Origin of the sequence: Pseudahrensia aquimaris, from assembly GCF_042676045.1 — a bacterium.
Classification (GTDB): domain Bacteria; phylum Pseudomonadota; class Alphaproteobacteria; order Rhizobiales; family Rhizobiaceae; genus Pseudahrensia; species Pseudahrensia aquimaris.
In genome coordinates, this window is the sequence record NZ_JBHTJV010000002.1 from 666,755 (window position 1) to 686,707 (window position 19,953).

18 protein-coding genes, 1 tRNA gene and 1 pseudogene are annotated in these 19,953 nt (G+C 54.2%); 8 read left to right on the plus strand and 12 right to left on the minus strand.

Going from position 1 to position 19,953, the window contains the following annotated elements:
• Positions 1 to 26: 26 nt before the first annotated feature.
• Complete coding sequence (locus ACFQ14_RS02960) at positions 27 to 1,250, plus strand: lytic murein transglycosylase (RefSeq protein WP_377211205.1); 1,224 nt, start codon at positions 27 to 29, stop codon at positions 1,248 to 1,250.
• A gap of 40 nt (positions 1,251 to 1,290) precedes the next feature.
• Entirely contained in the window at positions 1,291 to 2,598 is a 1,308-nt protein-coding gene (locus tag ACFQ14_RS02965) for an SGNH/GDSL hydrolase family protein (protein WP_377211206.1), read from the plus strand.
• 131 nt (positions 2,599 to 2,729) lie between these two features.
• Here ACFQ14_RS02965 and ACFQ14_RS02970 read toward each other — a convergent pair whose 3' ends face one another.
• Both ACFQ14_RS02970 and gltB read right to left on the minus strand, forming a co-directional pair.
• Entirely contained in the window at positions 2,730 to 4,163 is a 1,434-nt protein-coding gene (locus ACFQ14_RS02970) for a glutamate synthase subunit beta (RefSeq protein ID WP_377211207.1), read from the minus strand.
• Positions 4,164 to 4,181: 18 nt separating this feature from the next.
• The gene (gltB, locus tag ACFQ14_RS02975) at positions 4,182 to 8,858 is read right to left on the minus strand and encodes a glutamate synthase large subunit (protein WP_377211208.1); all 4,677 of its coding nucleotides are present in this window, start codon (positions 8,856 to 8,858) and stop codon (positions 4,182 to 4,184) included.
• Between the two features lie 78 nt (positions 8,859 to 8,936).
• Here gltB and ACFQ14_RS02980 point away from each other — a divergent pair, with 78 nt between their 5' ends.
• Positions 8,937 to 9,470 (plus strand): hypothetical protein, encoded by a 534-nt coding sequence (locus ACFQ14_RS02980; RefSeq protein ID WP_377211209.1) that lies wholly within the window; start codon positions 8,937 to 8,939, stop codon positions 9,468 to 9,470.
• On the opposite strand, the gene ACFQ14_RS02985 is transcribed toward ACFQ14_RS02980, so the two are convergent.
• Positions 9,467 to 9,934 carry an Hsp20 family protein gene (locus tag ACFQ14_RS02985; protein WP_377211210.1) on the minus strand — a complete coding sequence of 156 codons (468 nt, stop codon included), beginning with the start codon at positions 9,932 to 9,934 and terminating at the stop codon, positions 9,467 to 9,469. The two genes, ACFQ14_RS02980 and ACFQ14_RS02985, sit on opposite strands and share 4 nt — an antisense overlap.
• Positions 9,935 to 10,142: 208 nt before the next feature.
• Between ACFQ14_RS02985 and ACFQ14_RS02990 the strand changes: the two genes are divergently transcribed.
• On the plus strand, positions 10,143 to 11,129 hold the full coding sequence (locus ACFQ14_RS02990; RefSeq protein WP_377211211.1) for an alpha/beta fold hydrolase: 987 nt from the start codon (positions 10,143 to 10,145) through the stop codon (positions 11,127 to 11,129).
• A gap of 2 nt (positions 11,130 to 11,131) precedes the next feature.
• On the opposite strand, the gene hisN is transcribed toward ACFQ14_RS02990, so the two are convergent.
• From hisN to ACFQ14_RS03005, 3 genes are all read right to left on the minus strand, one after another.
• Complete coding sequence (gene hisN / locus ACFQ14_RS02995) at positions 11,132 to 11,923, minus strand: histidinol-phosphatase (RefSeq protein WP_377211212.1); 792 nt, start codon at positions 11,921 to 11,923, stop codon at positions 11,132 to 11,134.
• Positions 11,924 to 12,829, minus strand: a complete 906-nt coding sequence (locus ACFQ14_RS03000; RefSeq protein WP_377211213.1) for an N-formylglutamate amidohydrolase — start codon at positions 12,827 to 12,829, stop codon at positions 11,924 to 11,926.
• Positions 12,830 to 12,929: 100 nt separating this feature from the next.
• A complete protein-coding gene (locus tag ACFQ14_RS03005) occupies positions 12,930 to 13,727 on the minus strand; it encodes a phytanoyl-CoA dioxygenase family protein (RefSeq protein ID WP_377211214.1) in 798 nt (265 codons plus the stop codon).
• A 175-nt stretch (positions 13,728 to 13,902) separates the two neighbouring features.
• Between ACFQ14_RS03005 and cpdR the strand changes: the two genes are divergently transcribed.
• Positions 13,903 to 14,265: a cell cycle two-component system response regulator CpdR gene (gene cpdR / locus ACFQ14_RS03010; RefSeq protein WP_377211215.1), complete on the plus strand. Its 363-nt coding sequence runs from the start codon at positions 13,903 to 13,905 to the stop codon at positions 14,263 to 14,265.
• A 131-nt stretch (positions 14,266 to 14,396) separates the two neighbouring features.
• Positions 14,397 to 14,471: transfer RNA gene (locus ACFQ14_RS03015), tRNA-Val, on the plus strand.
• A gap of 95 nt (positions 14,472 to 14,566) precedes the next feature.
• On the opposite strand, the gene ACFQ14_RS03020 is transcribed toward ACFQ14_RS03015, so the two are convergent.
• Both ACFQ14_RS03020 and ACFQ14_RS03025 read right to left on the minus strand, forming a co-directional pair.
• A complete protein-coding gene (locus ACFQ14_RS03020; protein WP_377211216.1) occupies positions 14,567 to 15,724 on the minus strand; it encodes a tyrosine-type recombinase/integrase in 1,158 nt (385 codons plus the stop codon).
• Positions 15,721 to 15,936 carry a hypothetical protein gene (locus tag ACFQ14_RS03025; RefSeq protein WP_377211217.1) on the minus strand — a complete coding sequence of 72 codons (216 nt, stop codon included), beginning with the start codon at positions 15,934 to 15,936 and terminating at the stop codon, positions 15,721 to 15,723. Before ACFQ14_RS03025 ends, ACFQ14_RS03020 begins: the two co-directional genes overlap by 4 nt.
• Positions 15,937 to 16,023: 87 nt before the next feature.
• On the opposite strand from ACFQ14_RS03025, the gene ACFQ14_RS03030 reads away from it, so the two are divergent.
• A complete protein-coding gene (locus tag ACFQ14_RS03030; protein WP_377211218.1) occupies positions 16,024 to 16,830 on the plus strand; it encodes a hypothetical protein in 807 nt (268 codons plus the stop codon).
• Between the two features lie 46 nt (positions 16,831 to 16,876).
• On the opposite strand, the gene ACFQ14_RS03035 is transcribed toward ACFQ14_RS03030, so the two are convergent.
• From ACFQ14_RS03035 to ACFQ14_RS03050, 4 genes and pseudogenes are all read right to left on the minus strand, one after another.
• Positions 16,877 to 17,017, minus strand: a complete 141-nt coding sequence (locus ACFQ14_RS03035) for a hypothetical protein (protein ID WP_377211219.1) — start codon at positions 17,015 to 17,017, stop codon at positions 16,877 to 16,879.
• A 21-nt stretch (positions 17,018 to 17,038) separates the two neighbouring features.
• Positions 17,039 to 17,170: pseudogene (locus ACFQ14_RS03040) on the minus strand (IS3 family transposase); the annotation flags it as partial.
• A gap of 279 nt (positions 17,171 to 17,449) precedes the next feature.
• Complete coding sequence (locus ACFQ14_RS03045) at positions 17,450 to 18,073, minus strand: hypothetical protein (RefSeq protein ID WP_377211220.1); 624 nt, start codon at positions 18,071 to 18,073, stop codon at positions 17,450 to 17,452.
• Positions 18,042 to 18,830, minus strand: coding sequence for a cupin domain-containing protein (locus ACFQ14_RS03050; protein WP_377211221.1), 789 nt, complete (start codon positions 18,828 to 18,830; stop codon positions 18,042 to 18,044). The genes ACFQ14_RS03045 and ACFQ14_RS03050 overlap by 32 nt, the downstream gene beginning before the upstream one ends.
• A gap of 125 nt (positions 18,831 to 18,955) precedes the next feature.
• Here ACFQ14_RS03050 and ACFQ14_RS03055 point away from each other — a divergent pair, with 125 nt between their 5' ends.
• Positions 18,956 to 19,948, plus strand: coding sequence for a TRAP transporter substrate-binding protein (locus tag ACFQ14_RS03055; RefSeq protein ID WP_377211222.1), 993 nt, complete (start codon positions 18,956 to 18,958; stop codon positions 19,946 to 19,948).
• Positions 19,949 to 19,953 lie beyond the last annotated feature (5 nt).

Consider the following 19,953-nt stretch of genomic DNA (forward strand, 5'->3'; position numbering starts at 1 on the left):
TTTTTCAAAGCTCCAGGATGGCCATCATGACTTTCACTCAGGGATTGAGAACATTTGTAGCCGCCGCCGTTGCAGGCGCTTCACTCGCTGTGATGACGCTTCCGGCTTCCGCTGATGCGGGCTTTCGCAAATGGGTGAACCAGTTCGAAAATGTTGCGGCGAAGAATGGCATTAAGCGTAGCGTTTATCGCAGAGCCTTCAAAGGCGTGACCGCACCGGACCCGGAAGTGATTCAGCTGACGCGCTTTCAACCAGAGTTCAAACAAGAGATGTGGCAGTATTTCGACAGCCGTGTGAACGAAAACTCGATTGCGCGCGGCAAAGAGATGAACGCCAAGTGGGATCGCTGGCTGACCGAGTTGCAGCGCAAATACGGGGTAAGCCGCTACATCCTGCTCGCCATTTGGTCGATGGAGACAAGCTACGGCAAGGCGCTGGAAAAAGATCGCGCCATGCGCAGCGTTGTTCGTTCGCTGGCAACACTCGGTTATAAAGACCGCCGCCGCCGCAAGTTTGCTCGCTCGCAGCTGATTGGCGCATTGAAAATGGTACAACGCGGCGATGTTTCAATGCAAAACCTTCGTGGTTCCTGGGCCGGCGCGATGGGGCATACACAGTTTATCCCGACAAGCTATTTGGCTTATCGCCAGGATGTTGATGGCGATGGTCGCGCTGATATTTGGAACTCGATACCCGACGCTTTGGCAACTGCCGCTAACTTATTGCGCCGCAATGGCTGGCGCACGGGTCAAACCTGGGGTTACGAGGTCAATATCCCACGTTCGGTGCGCCGTCAGGCGGGCAAGACGCGAACTGTTTCGCAGTGGGCGAAGCTAGGCGTTAAGAGGGTGAAGGGAAAGCGGTTCAAACGCGGCAATGTTCGCGCAACGCTGAAACTGCCTGCGGGGGCAAATGGTCCGGCATTCCTAATGACGAAAAACTTTTTTGTTATCAAGCGCTACAACAATGCAGACAAATATGCGCTCGCTGTAGGGCATTTGGCAGACCAGATCGCAGGATATGGCGACTTTGCTAACCAATTACCTCGCCCATACCGCCGTTTGAGCGAAGATGAGCGCATCTTGCTTCAGCAGCGATTAGCCCAATTGGGGTTGTATGATGGCGAGATAGATGGAAAAATAGGTTCGGGGACACGCGCTGCAATCCGCAAGGCGCAAGACAGACTGGGCATGCGGCCAGATGGGTATGAATCGCCCAAATTGCTGCAACGCCTGAACCGAAACGGATAGTTGCCCAAGACGGGCGCCGATTGACAGGACCCGCATCACTGTGACCCAACTTGCAAGACCCGTTAGCAAACTGGTTATGACGTTCGCGCTGGCGATTGTGTTCTTAATCGTGGAATTGCCACTTGTCGGCCAAAGCGGTGGTCCATTTGTGGGCATAAGTGAAGCGCAGGCTCAGCAGACAAAGAAGAAGCGCCGCAGCCTATTCAAAATTCTCTTTGGCAAACGCAAAGTTCGCAAGAAACAGGTGAAAAAGCGCACCAAGGCTGCACCATCTCGAAAACGGGCAGCTACCAAGCAGAAGAAGCGGAAGACCAAAAGAGCCGTTGCTAAGAAGCGTACAAAGACGCGCACACGCAAAGTTAGGGCTGCATCTTCAGCACGCGCAGTAGCTGCCGCGCCAGCGGTGGTGCAAAAGCTGGAGGACGCAAAGAAAATCCTCGTGATTGGCGATTTCTATGCCAATGGGCTGGCCGATGGTTTGCAGGTTGGGCTTGCCGATGATGCAGGGCTTGTTGTGATTGAAAAAGCCAGCGGTAATAGCGGCCTTGTTCGTACGGATATCGTTGAGTGGCCGACAAAAATTGCTGAACTGAATGTTGAATTCAGCCCTGATTATATCGTGCTCATGGTTGGCTCAAATGATCGCCAATTGATGCGGGATGGAGGAAAAAATCTCAAGAAACGTACACCTGAATGGGATGCTGCCTATCAGAAGCGGGTTCAGGCTGTTGGTGAAGCGCTGAAACAAACCGGCAAGCCGTTCACATGGCTTGGCCTACCGCCGGTGCGGTTTAATTCTATGAACACCGATTTCCTCGTTTTCAACGAATGGTATCGCAATGCTGCCACCAGCGCGCGCGGGCGTTTCGTCGATATCTGGGACGGTTTTTCCGACGCCAATGGTGCATATACGCGCTCAGGGCCGGATATTAACGGTCAGATCGTGCTTCTGCGGCCTAAGGACGGGATCAATTTGACAAAGGCTGGTAAGCGCCGCTTGGCATTTTACGTTGAAGGCGCTATTCGGCGCGATATAGGGTCAACGCTACCAACCTCCGCGTTGGATGATTTTTCCGGCGTTGCAGCGCTGTCCAACCGCGCACCGGAATACGATCCGGCTAAGACCGGCAAGACTCAGGTGATCAGTTTGGATGATCCGGCAAACGATGGCGTGGGAGAGCTTGCAGGAGCTGAGCTGGACCGTTCTTCAAGCCTTGCAACAGATGGTGCGGTGCAATTGACGGTTGATGCGGCAAGCTCTCCGCCTGTTGGCCGAGTGGATGCGTTTCAGTGGCCGCCTGTGCCGTTGGGTCCTACTGGGCAGGGCGCTGTCGCTTCAGCGAACTGAGCGTATCAATCAGGCCCGTTTCATAACTCGGTTTGAATTCATCTTTACAAAACACCAAATGCGCCGCTCCAGCTTTGAAACGGCGCAATCGAGGTTTTGTTCGGTCAGACTGGGCGGCGTTACTTCCTTGCTTATCGCGGCAGTGTTGTCTCGCCCATCAAGGCGCGGTCAACTTCGTGTGCGCAATTGCGTCCCTCTCGGATGGCCCAGACCACCAGTGATTGACCGCGGCGCATATCACCCGCTGCCCAGACTTTCGAGTGGCTGGTTTGGTAGGTAACCAGATTGGCTTTCACGTTCTCGCGTTCGTCCAGTTCAAGGCCAAGTTCTTCAACCATGCCGTCTTTGAGAGGGCCAAGAAAGCCCATCGCCAGCAGAACTAAATCGGCTTTCAGAACGAATTCGGTGCCTTCAATGGGTTGGAACTTGCTGTCGATTTCAACGCAATGCAGGCTTTTCACCTTGCCGTCTTCGCCTTCAAAGCGCTGGGTCATGACGGCGAATTGACGTTCGGCGCCCTCTTCCTGGCTGGAAGATGTGCGCATTTTCAACGGCCAGTTTGGCCATGTGAGGAGCTTGTCTTCTTTCTCTGGTGGCGCTGGCATGATTTCCAACTGCGTCACTGACAGTGCGCCTTGGCGAATTGATGTACCGATGCAATCCGACCCCGTGTCGCCGCCACCAATGACAACCACGTGCTTGCCGCCCGCGAGAATGGGAGTGACGTTGTCCAACTGCTCGTCGCCGACGCGACGGTTTTGCTGAGGCAGGAAGTCCATGGCGAAGTGAATGCCGTCCAGATCACGCCCTTCGATGGGAAGATCGCGGGGACGCTCAGCGCCACCTGACAGGATGACTGCATCATGGCTCTGCGTCAGATCTTCAATCTTCACATCATGGCCAACATTGACGCCGGTATGGAATGTTACGCCCTCGGCCTCCATCTGCTCGACGCGGCGATCAATGTGGTGCTTTTCCATTTTAAAGTCGGGGATGCCGTAGCGCAGCAGTCCGCCGACCTTGCGGTTTTTCTCGTAGAGATCGACAGCGTGGCCAGCGCGGGCAAGCTGTTGCGCAGCGGCCATTCCAGCCGGCCCAGCACCAATAACAGCGATTTTCTTGCCTGTTTTGCGCTCGGGAAGCTGCGGTTTGATCCAGCCGTTCTCCCACGCTTTGTCGACGATGGCGCATTCGATGGATTTGATCGTCACCGGGCTGTCGACCATGTTGAGCGTGCAGGACGCCTCGCACGGAGCAGGGCAGATGCGGCCTGTAAATTCCGGAAAGTTGTTGGTGGAATGCAGGTTGCGCGAGGCTTCCTCCCATTCGCCGCGATAAACCAGATCGTTCCAATCTGGGATCTGGTTGTTGACCGGACAGCCCTTCTGGCCTTTCACGTCATGGCAAAAGGGGATGCCGCAATCCATGCAGCGGCTCGCCTGCTCCTGAAGGTTGGTTTCCTTCAGCGGAATGACGAATTCGTTGTAATTGCGGATGCGATCAGACGCGGGACGGTATTTGCGGTCCTGCCGATCAATTTCCAGAAAGCCTGTGACTTTTCCCATTTCAAAAACCTCCTGAAATTATTCTGCTGCAACGCCGGCGGCGTTCTGGGCTGCTTCGATTTCCAACAAAGCGCGGCGGTATTCGGTTGGCATTACCTTCACGAATTTGGGGCGGTACTCTTCCCAATTGTCCAGAATGGCGGCCGCGCGTGTTGAGCCTGTGTAGCGCTTGTGGTTTTCGATCAATTGACGAAGTCGCTCGTCGTCGTGACGGGTCATGTCTGACGACACATCAACACGGCCATGGTGTTCGATGTCGCCGACCTGATGGCCTTGCTCCATCATATCTTCCTCTTCCGGCACGGGTTCCAGCTCTACCATTGAAAGGTTGCAGCGGTTTGCGAACGTGCCGTCTTCATCGAGCACATAGGCGATGCCGCCGGACATACCTGCCGCAAAGTTGCGTCCTGTATAGCCGAGCACAGCAACGACGCCGCCGGTCATGTATTCACAACCATGGTCGCCAACGCCTTCCACCACGGCAATTGCGCCAGAGTTACGAACAGCGAAGCGCTCTCCTGCTACGCCACGGAAATAGCATTCGCCTTCAATGGCACCGTAGAGAACAGTGTTGCCTGCAATGATGGATTCCTCTGGCACGATCTGTGTCGCATCTTTTGGCGGATAGACAATGATCTTGCCGCCCGAGAGGCCTTTGCCGACATAGTCGTTGGCTTCGCCTTCCACTTCCATGGTCACACCGTTTGCAAGCCATGCACCGAATGCCTGACCGGTCGTCCCGGAAAGCTTGATGTGTATTGTGTCTTCGCGCAGGCCTTTGTGGCCGTAGCGTTTGGCAACTTCGCCAGACAACATGGCTCCGGTCGACCGATTCACGTTGGTGATCGGAAGGTCGATTTCGACCGGCTGCTGACGCTCCAGCGCGGGCTCGGCCAGTTCGATGAGCTTGCGATCAAGAATGTCGTGGATGTGGTGCGTTTGGCGTTCGGTGTGAACGATGCCAACTTCCGGACCCATATTCGGGTTGTGGAAGAGCTTGGAGAAGTCCAAGCCCTTTGCTTTCCAGTGGTTGATTGCGGTATCGCGGTCCAGAACATCCAGTTGGCCAACCATTTCGTCCAATTTGCGGAAACCAAGTTCCGCCATGATCTGACGCACTTCTTCGGCGACGAAGAAGAAATAGTTGATTACGTGCTCAGGCTGGCCGTTAAAGCGCTTGCGCAGCACAGGATCCTGTGTGGCAACGCCAACAGGGCAGGTGTTGAGGTGGCACTTGCGCATCATGATGCAACCGGCTGCAACCAGCGGCGCTGTGGCGAAACCGAATTCATCGGCTCCGAGCAGCGCGCCGACGACCACATCGCGGCCCGTGCGTAGGCCACCGTCGACCTGAACAGCGATGCGCGAACGCAGCTTGTTTTTCACCAGCGTCTGATGGGTCTCGGCAAGGCCGATTTCCCACGGTGAACCTGCGTGCTTGATTGACGTTAGCGGCGATGCGCCTGTGCCACCTTCCATGCCGGAAATCGTCACGTGGTCGGCGCGCGCTTTGGCGACACCGGCGGCAACCGTGCCGACGCCCACCTCGGAGACGAGTTTGACGGAGATATCGGCGGCCGGATTGACGTTTTTCAGATCGTAAATTAGCTGAGCCAGATCTTCGATGGAGTAGATATCATGGTGGGGTGGTGGCGAGATGAGGCCAACACCTGGGGTCGAATGGCGTACTTTTGCGATGACGGCATCGACCTTGTGACCGGGCAGTTGTCCGCCTTCGCCGGGCTTGGCGCCCTGGGCCATTTTGATCTGGATCATGTCAGCGTTGACGAGATATTCAGTCGTGACACCGAAGCGGCCGGAAGCGACCTGTTTGATCGCCGAGCGCTTGCTGTCACCGTTTGCCATAGGCGTAAAGCGTTCGACTTCTTCGCCGCCCTCGCCGGTGTTGGACTTGCCGCCGATGCGGTTCATCGCGAGTGCCAGTGTTTCGTGCGCTTCAGCCGAAATCGAGCCATAGGACATGGCACCCGTCGAGAAACGGCGCACCAGCATGGCGGCTGGCTCAACCTCATCCAAAGGCACGGGCTTACGGCCCATTTCTTCGGCTGGTTTGACGCGGAAGAGGCCACGGATCGTGAGCAAGCGTTCGGCTTGTTCGTTTATCGATTTGGCGTAGGCGTTGTAGTTTTCTTGGCTGTTGCCGCGCACGGCGTGTTGAAGGTTTGTGACCTCGTCGGACGTCCACACGTGCGCCTCGCCACGATGGCGAAGGGCGTAGTCGCCGCCCACAGCAAGGGCATTGCGAAGTTCTGGCACATCGCCGTAGGCAGCGCGGTGGCGCTCCCATGTCTCTTGCGCGACCTCTTCCAAGCCAATGCCTTCAATCTGGCTAGAAGTGCCGGTGAAGTAGGCGTTGATGAATTCGGAATTCAGGCCGACAGCGTCGAAAATCTGTGCGCCACAATAGGACTGATAAGTCGAGATGCCCATTTTGGACATGACTTTTAGCAAGCCTTTGTCGATGGCTTTGATGTAACGCTGAACGACTTCTTTGTCGTCCACTTCCGGTGGGAAGCGGCCATCTTCGTGCATCTGGGCGAGGGTTTCGAAGGCGAGATAGGGGTTGATTGCCTCTGCGCCGTAGCCGGCGAGCACTGCAAAATGATGGACTTCGCGCGGTTCTGCGGACTCGACCACCAGGCCGACCGATGTGCGCAGACCTTTACGGATGAGGTGGTGGTGGACCGCTGCCGTTGCCAATAGGGCTGGCAGGGCGATACGGTCCGGGCCGAACTGGCGGTCAGACAGGATGATGATGTTGTCGCCGTTGCGGACGAACTTTTCAGCTTTTTCGCACAGACGGTCGAGCGCGAATTTCGCGCCTTCGGGGCCGCGTTCAACGTTGTAAGTAATGTCCAGCATTCTGGAGACAAACTGGTTGTCGCCTATGTCGCTGATATCACGAATTTTTTGCAGATCGGCGTTTGTCAGGATTGGCTGACGCACTTCCAAGCGTTTTTGAGTTGCATTGCCTTTTTGGTCGAAAAGGTTTGCGCGTGGGCCGATGAAGGAGACAAGGCTCATCACCGATTCTTCCCGGATAGGGTCGATTGGCGGGTTGGTCACCTGCGCGAAGAGTTGCTTGAAATAGGTGTAGAGCAGGCGCGACTTATCCGAGATAGCGGAAATCGGCGTGTCGGTGCCCATGGAACCGAGGGCTTCCTGACCGGTGATTGCCATAGGAGCCATCAGCACGCGTAAGTCTTCTTGCGTGTACCCGAAGGCCTGTTGGCCATCGAGCAGTTTTTCACCCTTGTAACGACGCGCTGTCTCGGTTGGACCGTCAAGCTCTTCGAGAACAATTTGGTTGGAAGCGAGCCATTTGTCATAGGGTTTGGCGTTGGAAAGTTCTTTCTTGATCTCTTCGTCTGAGACGATTTTGCCCTTTTCCAAATCGATCAGCAGCATTTTGCCGGGCTGGAGGCGCCATTTTTTCACAACGCGCTTTTCGTCAAACGGCAGCGTTCCGGCTTCGGAAGCAAGAACGACGGTATCGTCGTCCAAAACGAAGTAGCGGGCAGGGCGCAGGCCGTTGCGGTCCAGCGTGGCACCGATTTGCCGGCCATCGGTGAACGCGACAGCGGCGGGGCCGTCCCATGGCTCCATAAGGGAAGCGTGGTATTCGTAAAATGCCTTGCGGTCGGCCTCCATCAGCGGGTTTCCGGCCCAAGCTTCAGGAATGAGCATCATCATCGCGTGGGTCATCGAATAACCGCCCTGAACCAGCAATTCCAATGCATTATCGAAACAGGCAGTGTCGGATTGGCCTTCGTAGGAAACAGGCCAGATCTTCTCGATATCGTCGCCGAACTCTTCGGAAGACAAGGTCGCCTGACGGGCTGCCATCCAGTTGACGTTGCCGCGCAAAGTATTGATCTCGCCGTTATGCGCGACCATCCGATACGGGTGCGCGAGTTTCCATGATGGGAAAGTGTTGGTTGAAAAGCGCTGGTGGACAAGTGCGAGCGCGGACACGAAGCGTTCGTCCTGCAAATCCGCATAATATGGGCCAAGTTGATCTGCGAGGAACATGCCTTTGTAAATCACCGTGCGGTGGGACATCGACACGGCATAGATGTCATCGCGGAACGAAATTTCTTCAATCGTGCGATTGGAGAGCTCGCGGCGTGTTATGTAGAGGCGGCGCTCGAATTCATCATCGCTGATGCCATCAGGACGGGTAAAGAAAGCCTGCATGTGGACAGGCTCGGTCACCGCAATATCCGGGTCGGTCGACAACATTGAATTGTCGGTCGGCACATCGCGCCATGCGATAATCGGCGTGCCTTCGTCTTTAGCGACTTGCTCGATCACCTCGATGGTTTTCGCGCGCACCTCGTCTTCCTGTGGCAGGAAGAAATATCCGAGGCCGTATTGGCCCTGTTCTGGCAGGTCGAAATCGACCACAGCCTTAAAGAATTCATGTGGAATCTGAACGAGCATGCCTGCGCCGTCGCCAAATTTCGGGTCTGCGCCGGTTGCGCCACGGTGTTCCAGATTTTCGAGGATCTTGATGCCGTCTTTGACGATCTGGTGGGATTTCTTGCCCTTCAAGTTGGCAATGAAACCGAGGCCGCAAGCGTCGTGTTCTTTCGAAGGGTTGTAGAGACCTTCCGCGCGCGCGCGTTTGAGGCGGCCATTCTCCATCAGAGAGGTGTGTTGTGCCTTGGTCATCGTGTTCTCCTTCGTCCGGCCGCATCCGTGTTTCGGGTCGGTCATGGGTGTTCCCGTTTTTCAACAGGAACTCTGTAGATGGCTGATATGCTCAGCTCTTTGTCGTGCTGTGGAATGCCCGCCCGCACTTATGGAGCATGGGGCGTCAGCCTTTCTATGCGACACATGGCGCAGGACAAGCAAGCGCAATTGGGTCAGCATCGCTGTCCTATTTTAGTTGCTAGGCAAAATCAAGGGGCGGGCGGCATGGTGGTGAAACGCAAGGTCGCAGAAACGGTTGATAAAGTCGCAGATACACTTCTCGGTTTTACAAACGCAAAAAGTGAGTTATGGTTGGCACGGCGGAACTCATTCACGAAAATTCGGCTTTCGAGCCGAAATGATAGCTGTGTTCCAAGACTTATTGGTCTTGATTGTAGCAAAATTGTTTGCCTGGCCATCAAACCGTCGCCCCCGGTGGTGGCATTTTTGGGCCGACACATTTGTTCACTTGCGACCAATGCCCGGCTTCGGAACCCTTTTCCGAAGCCGGGTTTTTTATGTCTAAAACAAAAAAAACGCGCCCGAAGTCTCGGACGCGCTCTTTTCTGTCAGTTTGGACGGGCTTTTTAGGCTCTCGTGGCCTTTTTGCCTTCAATCTGCTTGGATTTGTCAGCTGCAATGGCAATCTTGCGCGGCTTCATCTTTTCAGGGATTTCACGAAGAAGCTCTATGTGAAGCAATCCGTTTTCCAGGTGGGCACTGCGCACTTCAACGTGGTCGGCCAGCTGGAACCGGCGCTCGAAGTTTCTTGCTGCGATGCCGCGGAAAAGAACCTCGACGCCTTCGTCGTCAGCCTTCTCTTGGCTGCCTTTTACGAGCAGCGTGTTCTCTTTCGATTCGATTTCCAGATCAGCTTCCGCAAAACCAGCAACTGCCATTGTAATGCGGTATTGATCTTCGCCCGTGCGCTCGATGTTGTAGGGCGGATATGCAGGAGCAGACTGCTCCGGCTGACCCATGGAATCGAGCAGGCTGAACAGGCGATCAAAACCAACTGTGGAACGGTAAAGGGGTGAAAAATCTACGTGACGCATGGTTGTATCCTCGTGTTTGAGCGATTTTTGCGATTCATACCTTCGTTCGACCTCCATCTGGCAGGCCTGTCCGGCAACGGACCCGAATTCGGCGTCCGCAGTGGAAATATGGAAATGATCGGCAATTATTTCAAGAAGAAGCGTTGCGAAATTTGCCAACGCAGTTATTTCGCTTGAGCCTGCACCAAAGCCACGATACGCCAAGACTATGGCCAGCCAGACCGTTACCCCCTCCAAAGCCCGACTGATTGAGGTTGATGGCAACCCGATCCCTGAAGGGGCAAGGGTGAACTATGCCGAAACACCCGATGGTATGCGGTTGCGCTATTCGTTCTGGAACTCCGAGAAGCGGCCCACGCTGGGCACAGTGATTATCCTGCAGGGACGGGCGGAGTATATCGAGAAATATTTCGAAACGGTCACTGAGCTTCGCCAGCGTGGGTTTGCGGTTTTGTGTTTTGATTGGCGAGGGCAGGGCGGTTCCGAGCGTTTGATTGGTGATGGGTCGAAAGGCCATGTGGATCATTTTGATCAATATCTTACCGATCTTGATACCATTTTGACTGATGTGGCGCTGCCGGATTGTCCTGCTCCATTTTATCTCCTGGCACATTCGACAGGCGGTTTGATCGCGCTTTTGGCTGCGCCAGCTTTGGGTAATCGGATTCGCAGGATGGTCCTGATTTCGCCTCTGCTTTCGCTGCGTGGTTTGCCGATCTCGCAAAACTGGGTGCAGCGCATTGGCGGCATTTTGAGCTTTCTCGGCTTTGGTCGCACCTCAGTAGGATGGGGTGGGCGATCGGCGGAAAGCCGGAGCTTCATTGGCAACAACTTGACGTCCGACACCAAGCGTTTTGCCCGCAACACTGCGATGCTTGCGAAGCAGGGGGAATCTGCCGTTTCCAGCCCCACCGTCAATTGGATTTTTGCCGCCTGTCGGGCAATGGACCGCATCAATGAGCCTGGCTATGCGGGCAAAATTCATATTCCAACGCTGCTTGTGGCAGCAGGCAATGATCCGGTTGTGGCTCCGCAGGCGGTGGAGAAATTTGGCGACAAAATGCGGTCTGGTTCATTCCTGACCATCTTTGGCTCAAAGCATGAAATTCTGCAGGAGCGCAAAGCCTATCGCGAGCAGTTTCTATCGGCGTTTGACGCTTTCATTCCCGGCACGGATGACGATCTGAAAAACTAGATTCAGGGGGACAGGGCTTTCAGTGCTTTCTCGTGCAGCGTTCGATTGGCGCTTGCGAGCACCGTGCCGCCTTGGGCCGCGCTCTCGCCGTCCCAAGTGGAGACAACGCCGCCAGCGCCCTCGATTATCGGGATCAGGGCGGCGATGTCGTAGCTCGATAGTCCCGATTCAGCGACCATATCAACCTGACCGGAAGCCACCATCGCATAGGCATAGCAGTCACATCCGTAGCGTACGAGTTTGGTCGTGCGCTCTAATGCGTCGTAGCGGGGCTTGTGGTCGGTGGGAAATATGTTAGGCGACGTTGTCATCAAGGTTGCAGCTTCAAGATTTTCCGTCGCTCTGGTGGCGAGTGGTTGCGGCGCGCTGTTGCGCAGCGACAGCGTCGGTTGCGAGCCGGGCAGCGCCACATAGCGTTCACCGGTAAAGGGTTGGTCCATAACCCCCGCATAAGGCACGCCATCTTTGTAAAGCCCTATCAAAGTACCCCAGACAGGAATGCCGGAAATGAAAGCGCGGGTTCCGTCAATCGGATCAATGATCCACTGGAAGGCAGCGTTTTCGTTTTCCCTGCCGAACTCCTCGCCAACGATGCCATCGTTGGGCAAGTGCTCTTTGAGCAGCGCTCGGATCGCCTTTTCCGCCTCGCGGTCTCCTTCAGTGACGGGGTCAAAGCCGGAGTCGAGTTTGTTAGCGATATCGAGTGGCAAACGGAAACGGGACAGTGTTTGTTCCGCCGCTGCCGCACACAGTGTGTCGAAGAAGGCGGCAAGTTGTTTGGGATTATCGTGCATCTACTCAGCTGCTTCCGAAAGCGCCGGCAGACCGCTGTCTGGCAGACTGACAAGGTGAGAGACAACGCTGCGAATATCGTCGCGGAGCCGATCGAAACCTACGGCTTTGCTGATAGTGCTTTCATTCATATAAAGGCCGCGGTTAATCTCGATTTGCACGGCGTGAAAGCCTTTGAGGGGGCGACCATAATGTTCGGTGATAAAGCCACCTGCGTAAGGTTTGTTGCGTTCTACGCTATAACCTAGCTCGCGAAACCGATCGATGAGTTCATGGCTGATAGCGCTGTTGCAAGACGTGCCATAGCGGTCTCCGATGATGATATCTGCCCGTGGTTCTTTCTCCCGCTTGCTGCCCTGAGAAGGCATGGAATGGCAATCTACCAGCACAGCATAGCCGAACGTTACCGAAGTGGTGGCGATGAGCTTGCGAAGGCAATCGTGATAAGGGCGATAGATGCACTCAACCCGGTCCAAGCCTTCCTCCAAACTCGGTGGTTCCTGATAGATCGGCAGGTTTTCAGCAACCAAACGGGGAACTGTGCCCAAACCACCGGCAACGCGCATCGTTCGCGTGTTGGCGTGGGCGGGCAGGCGCTCACGGAACAAGAGCGGGTCGAGTTCATAGGGCTCGCGATTTACGTCCAGCCAAGCGCGGGGGAAACGTGCCGCTAGCAACGGGGCGCCGATTTCCACCACGGGTGCGAAGAGTTCATCGATCAAAAAGTCTTCAGAACGGCGCAGTTCGTGCGCGGTGAGGCCAGAACGTGTCACCAACGATTGTGGGTAGGCATTTCCGCTATGGGGCGAGTTGAACACATAAGGCACGCGCTGCTGCGCTGGAGCCGCCACCGTGAAGGGCGGGTCTTCGGGCGTTGCAAAATCCCTCATGGTCGCGTTTGTCGTCAACGATGGCTCCCCATGACTTGCGCGTCACGATTCATCTTTGAAGCCGCAAAACTGGCAGGCGCAGCCGCCGCTGTCCAGCGCTGGCCGTGCGGCCAAGTGTTTATGGCCTTGGATATAGCTGCGGGAAGATGTCCGCTTCGAAGGGGGCTCCTGCTTCGTATTCAAGATCTGGAAAAGCTGGAGACGTGGTTCCAAGGCGTTCAACAAACCGAGCATCGTCTCCCACCCAACGGAATGACACCACTCTTCTGCGACTGGGAGAGGCGTTTGCTGGTGCGCCGTGGAGTGTTCTGAAATTGAACGCCACAGCGTCACCGGGTTCCACCGCCCAGCCTATTATGTCCAGTTCATCGCGCAGGGCGTCGACGTCTGGCACCGCTTCTGATGTATCGTTTTCAAACAGGGATGTGCCGTCAAAGCGCGTTGGCTTGAAGTCTTTGCCCCATAAATGTGAGCCTGCAATATATTCGATGGTGCGGTCGCGAGGAACTGGATCAAGCGGCACCCAGAACGACACGCTCTGGGTGGCATCAACCAGATAATATGGCTGATCTTGATGCCAGGGCGTGACAACCGAATTGCCGGGCTCTTTCACCAGCACATGATCATGGAAGATGCGCGCTGTCTTTGAACCCATCAGCTTGGCCGCAATTTCTGCCATCGGTGAGCGTGTTACTAAATTGCGGTAACCGTCGAACTGGTTCCACACCACATAATCTTGAAAGAAAGGAGCCGCGCCATCGTCTGGCCGATAAGTGCGTTCGCGCCAGGACGGATTTTGCTTGTTCTGTTCTATCGCCTCGCGCATCGGCCCGACGTGCTCAACGAAAGCGCCCTTCAACAGCACGGCGCCGTTGCGCTGAAATTCTTCAATCTGATTGCTGTCTGGTAGTGCCATGGTGTTCATTCGGGTGAAGAGGGTTGTGTTGGTCTAAGCCAAGTTCCGCTGTTGCTTGAGGAATTTCAAGCGTGTTTAGCTGATATTTACCTGACTGCGCTTAAATCAGCGTGGACGGGATGGCTGGACTGCCATCACCGAGAAAAGTTTTGCGTAAAAATGGACCGGGGTCAGCATGAACAAGATTCTCCTCGCTGAAGATGATAATGATATGCGCCGGTTTCTGGCGAAGGCGCTGGCCAATGCCGGCTATGACGTTATTTCCTACGACAATGGCGCGAGTGCCTATGAGCGTCTGCGCGAGGAGCCGTTCAATCTGTTGCTCACTGATATTGTGATGCCGGAAATGGATGGCATCGAGCTGGCCCGCCGCGCCACCGAGTTGGACCCCGACCTCAAGGTCATGTTCATCACAGGTTTTGCCGCAGTCGCGCTGAATGCAGAAGCAGAAGCGCCGCAAGATGCTAAAGTGCTTTCCAAGCCTTTCCACCTTCGTGATCTCGTCGACGAAGTCGAAAAGATGCTGAACGCCGCCTAAAATGGTTTGATGCGCTGCGGCGAAATCGGTGTTGACGAAACCCCGTATTTCATGGTCTATGCGCGACGTTGGTCAAAATACCAACATTCCCGAACGGCAGTTTCGTATGAGGCTCCCACCGTTCAATGGACGGGCGATTAGCTCAGCGGGAGAGCACTACATTGACATTGTAGGGGTCGGCAGTTCAATCCTGCCATCGCCCACCATTCCTTCTTTAAATTCAGTAGCTTAGGCTTCTCCTTTTCTGGTTGGTTGCTGGTGTTAATCGAGGTTGGTCAAGGGTTGGTCAAGCTGTGAACATTTACCTTGGTGCCCACGGGCTTTTCTCAAAAATTGGACTGTTAATTTTGCAATGGGAATCGATCTCATAAATCATCTTCTCAAGTACCTTGGTTGCATGTTCCAGGTGGATCGGCTCATCATAGTCGATAGCATATATGAGTGTTGTCGGATTTACTTTTGGGGGTTTGTGACCGAGCAAAAGTGAGATGTCATCGAGGTGAACCCCGTGATTCTTAAGATAGCGAGCAATCGAGTGGCGCCACGAATATGTGTTGATATTCATACCCTTAAAGGCAGGGTCATTATCGGAAAGGCTCTTCAATGCTTTTTTGCTCGATTTAATCGGGTGTCCATTAAATGTCACGAAGTGGCCTGTGCTGCCGGTAAACGCCAGCCAAGGCCGCAGGGTTTCAGTAAGAAGGACTGTAGGCCTTCTCTTGTTAGTTTGGACCCGATGTCTTTGATTGAGTGTAACTACTCCTGTTGCCAAATTCACTTGGTCGGCCTTCAGTTCCAGAACAGCGCTCACGCGCGACACTGTGTTCATTAGCAGCAGTAGAGTCATATTGACGTGGTATGATTTTACATTGTCCAACAGTTTGGCCATCTGTTCGATAGAAATTGGATCACCCTTCGGTTCAACCATTTCTTTTTCTCCGATGGATTGGACTGTTTGAACTTCGATGGGATTGGCAATTAACTTTTGTTTGTGCGCCCAATTAATCGCAGTTCTAATGACTGCAAGATAGCGCTCACTCGTACCTCGCGCGAGCCCATTTGCACTCCAAGATTCAACAAGAACATTCTGTTTTTCATCCGAGAAGTGATGCACCAGACAATCCGCGCCAAACTCTTTGATTTTCTTTATCGATGCTTCGACTGTTGCAAAGGAGGCAAGCTTGTAGCCTTCCTTTGCTTGATACAGATCTAAAATTGCGAAAAGCGACAACGGTTTTTCTTGAAGCTTTACTGCCGCTGGATCTACTGTTGGGTCATCCGTCAGGTCCAAGAATATGCGAAATGTCGTGTGTGCTTCCGTTTCATTCCTGGTCTTTGTGGATTTCCTTCTCGTGCGCTTGAGAAAGGTATCGACCCAAACGATGTAAAAGATACCATTGTCCGATTTTACGAGTTTGTAGATGCTGGATCTGGCAAATGGTGTTTTGTCATACTTCATGACGCGCTTCCCATTACGAGGGACGGGCGCACGAGGGACGGGCGCAGGTAATTTTCAATGAATGTCAAAGATGTAAGTCGACGACCGCCAATAGTGCGGTGTTCTAACTCATTTGAATCGTAGAGGATTTTAAGCTGATAGGCTGTCAGGCCAGTAGCCTCTTGCGCATCTTTTGGACTTAAAAGTGTGTCGGGTTTCGTAAAATCGATCATGATTGTCACCAAATTTGTCTATATAAATTTATATAACCAAATTTGTCTACAATCAACCCCACGACCGCTTGAGTGCGGATGAGGTTAATGCTTAATGGATGGATGACGAGAAATCGTGATCAAAATTGGTTCGAAAACGCATTGCAAGTTCACCACGATTTGCAATCAGTTCCGCATGCTGAAAAGAAAGCATACATTGAGCAAGCCGCACAAAAATTTGGCAAAGCAGCCGCCACGCTGAATAAAGATCTTATGGCAGCGCGTTTTATTGATGGCCTAGCCGACGCTGCACCCGAATTTGTCGTGCGCTTACGCCAAATGAGCAGCACATTTGTAAACGAATTATCTCGCATATTCAAAATTGATCGTCAGGTCGCCTATGATTTGGCCCAAAAGGTGACCGATGAGCAGCTTTCGTTTCGTGAGTTACAAAACTGGCAAAAGTGGTACCATCAGCAGACCCAGAAAATACAAAACGCGCAACCCACGACATTCGATAGGCGCGAACGTTTATTGAGTCTTTTGGCTCTAAATCCGCCATCGCAACTAGCAATTCCAGAATCTCAGACAATTAAGCTTCAATTGCTTAACGCATTCGGCTCTCTGTCTATTTATACCGCCGAATACCAAAGCGAAGATACCAACCGCAACCTCGGAATTAAGGGGGTAGTATGCTCATTACTTGGAGGTCCTAGGATTAATGATGCGCAACCAGGAGTTGAACACTGCTTAGGATTTTGTTTTTACTATGATTTCGTAATTGTTTTATTTCACGAACGAGAGCCAAGCATTGGCGAAATTGAAGCCATCCGCCGAGCTAATCTATGCGTCCCCAACAAAGTTCTTTATCTCAGCCAAGACTGCAATCAATCTAATCTAAAATATTGCGAATAAAATTTCCGGCAAGCGATATTCGAAAAAGAAGTGCTTGTGTTTCAAATTAGTTGCTAGCATCTTCCATGATGCCATGATGCCATGATGCCATGATGCCATGATGCCATGATGCCATGATGCCATGATGCCATGATGCCATGATGCCATGATGCCATGATGCCATGATGCCATGATGCCATGATGCCATGATGCCATGATGCTTCCGCTAGCGATAATAGGTTCGCTTCGTTATACCAATCCGCCGTACGCCATTATATCGCACAATTTCCTGCCCAACCAAGACATCAACCTGGCGCAATTTGATGACAATCTCTTCGGGTTTGTGACGCTTATTGGTCATATCTGAACCTCCTTCTACTTAGCAATAGAGTGGATCAATTCGCAGGGGGAGGATCAGATGATGCACCTCAGGCGCGTAGGACGTAACGTGCATATGGTTTCGATGGAAGACTATCACGAGGTAATGGCTGACTACTATTCGTGAATGTGCCCGCAGAGTGGACATTAGCCCACCTATTGGGATTTTGAAAAGCAGGCGTTGGAACGACGTGTTCTCGAAGAGCTTGATTGAACGGACTGCATATTATCAGGCGCTTTGAAATCGCTCTCTCTGCAGATTTTAGCCAAGCAGTTGCTTGACCATCGTCTGCATCTCTTGGGGATCGTAGATTGTCGGCAGACTTCGCATCCCGCTGTCATCCTGCCACGCGAAGGTTGGGAAGCTGGATATACCTATCCGCTTCCCCTCTTCAAAGGCGCGCTCTGCAAGGGCAGGGTCGCGAATATCGGGTAGGGATACGCCGGGGGCGTGTTCTTGCAACAGCGGTGCGTATGACGATGGATCGTTGGGATCCATGCCCTCCGCGTAATGCGCCTCTGTGACGGCGTGGGCGAAGGCGAGGGCCGCTTCGGGCCTTTGGCGCATGACCGCATCTACGGCGACGGCGGGCGGGCCTGACGCCGCCACGGCACCCGGCGAACGCATCCATTTGTAGAAGGCTTCCGACGGACGCCGTCCCGTGACCTCTTCCAGCCGTTGTGAGGATTGGCGCACATAGCTTTCCATCGCCGCTGCCGGACCAACCCGCTCACCGACCACAAGACCCGCCATGACCAGGTGGACGGGGACGATTTCTGCTGCGGCGCGCACGGCAGGGGCAGCACCGTAGCACCAGCCACAAATCGGGTCGTATCCATAAATCAGCACGGTCTTAAAAACCGAAGGGGTCTGGGAAGTCAGCATCGTGCCAGCGGACGGGCGCTTCGGACCAGATGAGGGCCAGGCAGCCGAATTCGGTTGAGAAATCCGCCCGCGCGCCCTCGTCAAGCACCATAAAATCCCCACCTATGGCGCTTTCGCCGGACACGGTGAGATCGCCGCCGATCACGAAAATATCCATTGGCGCGTTCGTGAAAAACGTCGGCAACTTCGTGTACGGTAGCAGTCGGATTTGCGATGAACGGCGGTCGAATTCCGTCTCCTTGTAGTCAAAGATCAAACGCCTTTGCAGACCGCCATGGACCGTGCCCTGCCATTTGAGACTTTCCAGCGGGATGTTGATATCCGGCATCATTTCCGGCGCGTGGTTCACGATCTCACCCGGTTTCGCGCCCGTGTGAAGAACCTCGCCACGAACGGATTCTTCGGAAGGATAAATCACCGGCGCTTCGAGACGCGACGCCATGAGAGTGGAGGCGTAGGCGATAGCGGAATGGGTTGCGCCTTCAAGGTTGATACCCATTTCGCCGGCGACTGCACTGCCTTGAAAGTCGCTCAAGCCACCTTCGAGAAAATAGCTGAAGGCAGGGCCGAGGTGCTGATGAACGCCAGTTTCCGCGAAGCGCTCGAAATTGAGATAGCCTAGAAATTGCCCGTCCTCGCGGCTGGCGCGAACGGCGGCGAGGCTCATGCCCTTCTTCTCGGTGGTGTTCCAAACGAGATCGGTCTTGGCATAGGCATGGACGCCTTGGCTGGCGCGCTTGTGCTGAATTTGAACCATGGCAGCGTTCTCAATTTCGATTGCAATGTAACACATGTTACATATAGGCTGACACAATGGCCAGCCGCAAAGCGCGTTAACCGCGCACTGCTCTCGCTGGTTTACATGTTTGGGAGGACACCGAAATGAACATTGCAAAATCGCTTGCCGTCGCTTTGTGCGCGGCCACTCTATCCTTGAGCGCGGTCGTTGCGCAGGCCGCTGACATCACGCTGAAGCTCGCCCATGTGGCCCCGGCGCAGACGACCTATCAGCAGGCGGCGGAGCGTTTCAAAGCCAATCTGGAAGAAGCCTCTGGCGGCACGATGAGTGTGGACATTGTGCCGGGCGGCGTGTTGGGCGATCTGGGTCAGTTATGGGCGCAAACCCGTGCGGGTGCGATCGACCTGCACTTGATCGATATTGGCGCGACGATTGCCATGAAAGAAGCGCGGCCTTTCCTCGTTATGTGGACGCCGTTCCTGTTCAAGGATCAGGCCCATTTCCATCGCTACATGGAAAGCGACACATTCAAGACAATGATGAAGGACGTGGAAGAGAAAACGGGCGTGGTCTATCTCGGCTATGCCGGTGATCGCCCGCCACGCGCTCTGACCACTGCCGACAAGGCGGTTAAGACCAAGGACGATCTGGCGGGTATGAAAATCCGTACGCCGGAACATCCCATGATTATCGGTGCATTCAAGGCGTGGGGCGCGAACCCGACGCCGATCAAGGCATCGGAATTGTTCACCGCGCTGAAGACGGGCCTCGTTGACGGTCAGGATAACGGCGTTATCGACTTCGTGGGTGCTGGCTATGCGGATGCGCAGAAGTTCTACATGCCGCTCGATTACATCCATTCGGGCGTCGGCATCTGGATGAGCGGTGCGAAGTTTGAAGGTTTGAACGACGAGCAGAAAGCATGGGTGCGCGAAGCGGCTGCCAAGGCGGGCGTGGACGGAAAGAAGATCCATGCCGACCTGATGGCAGAAAACATGGCCAAACTGGAATCGCTCGGCGTCACCACCGTGCAGCCCGATATCTCCACCTTTGAATTTGCCCGCGATGGTATCGTTGGCAATATGGAGGGCAAGATGTGGGAAGACGGTCTGGTCGCGAAAATTCGCGGCATGTAAACCTC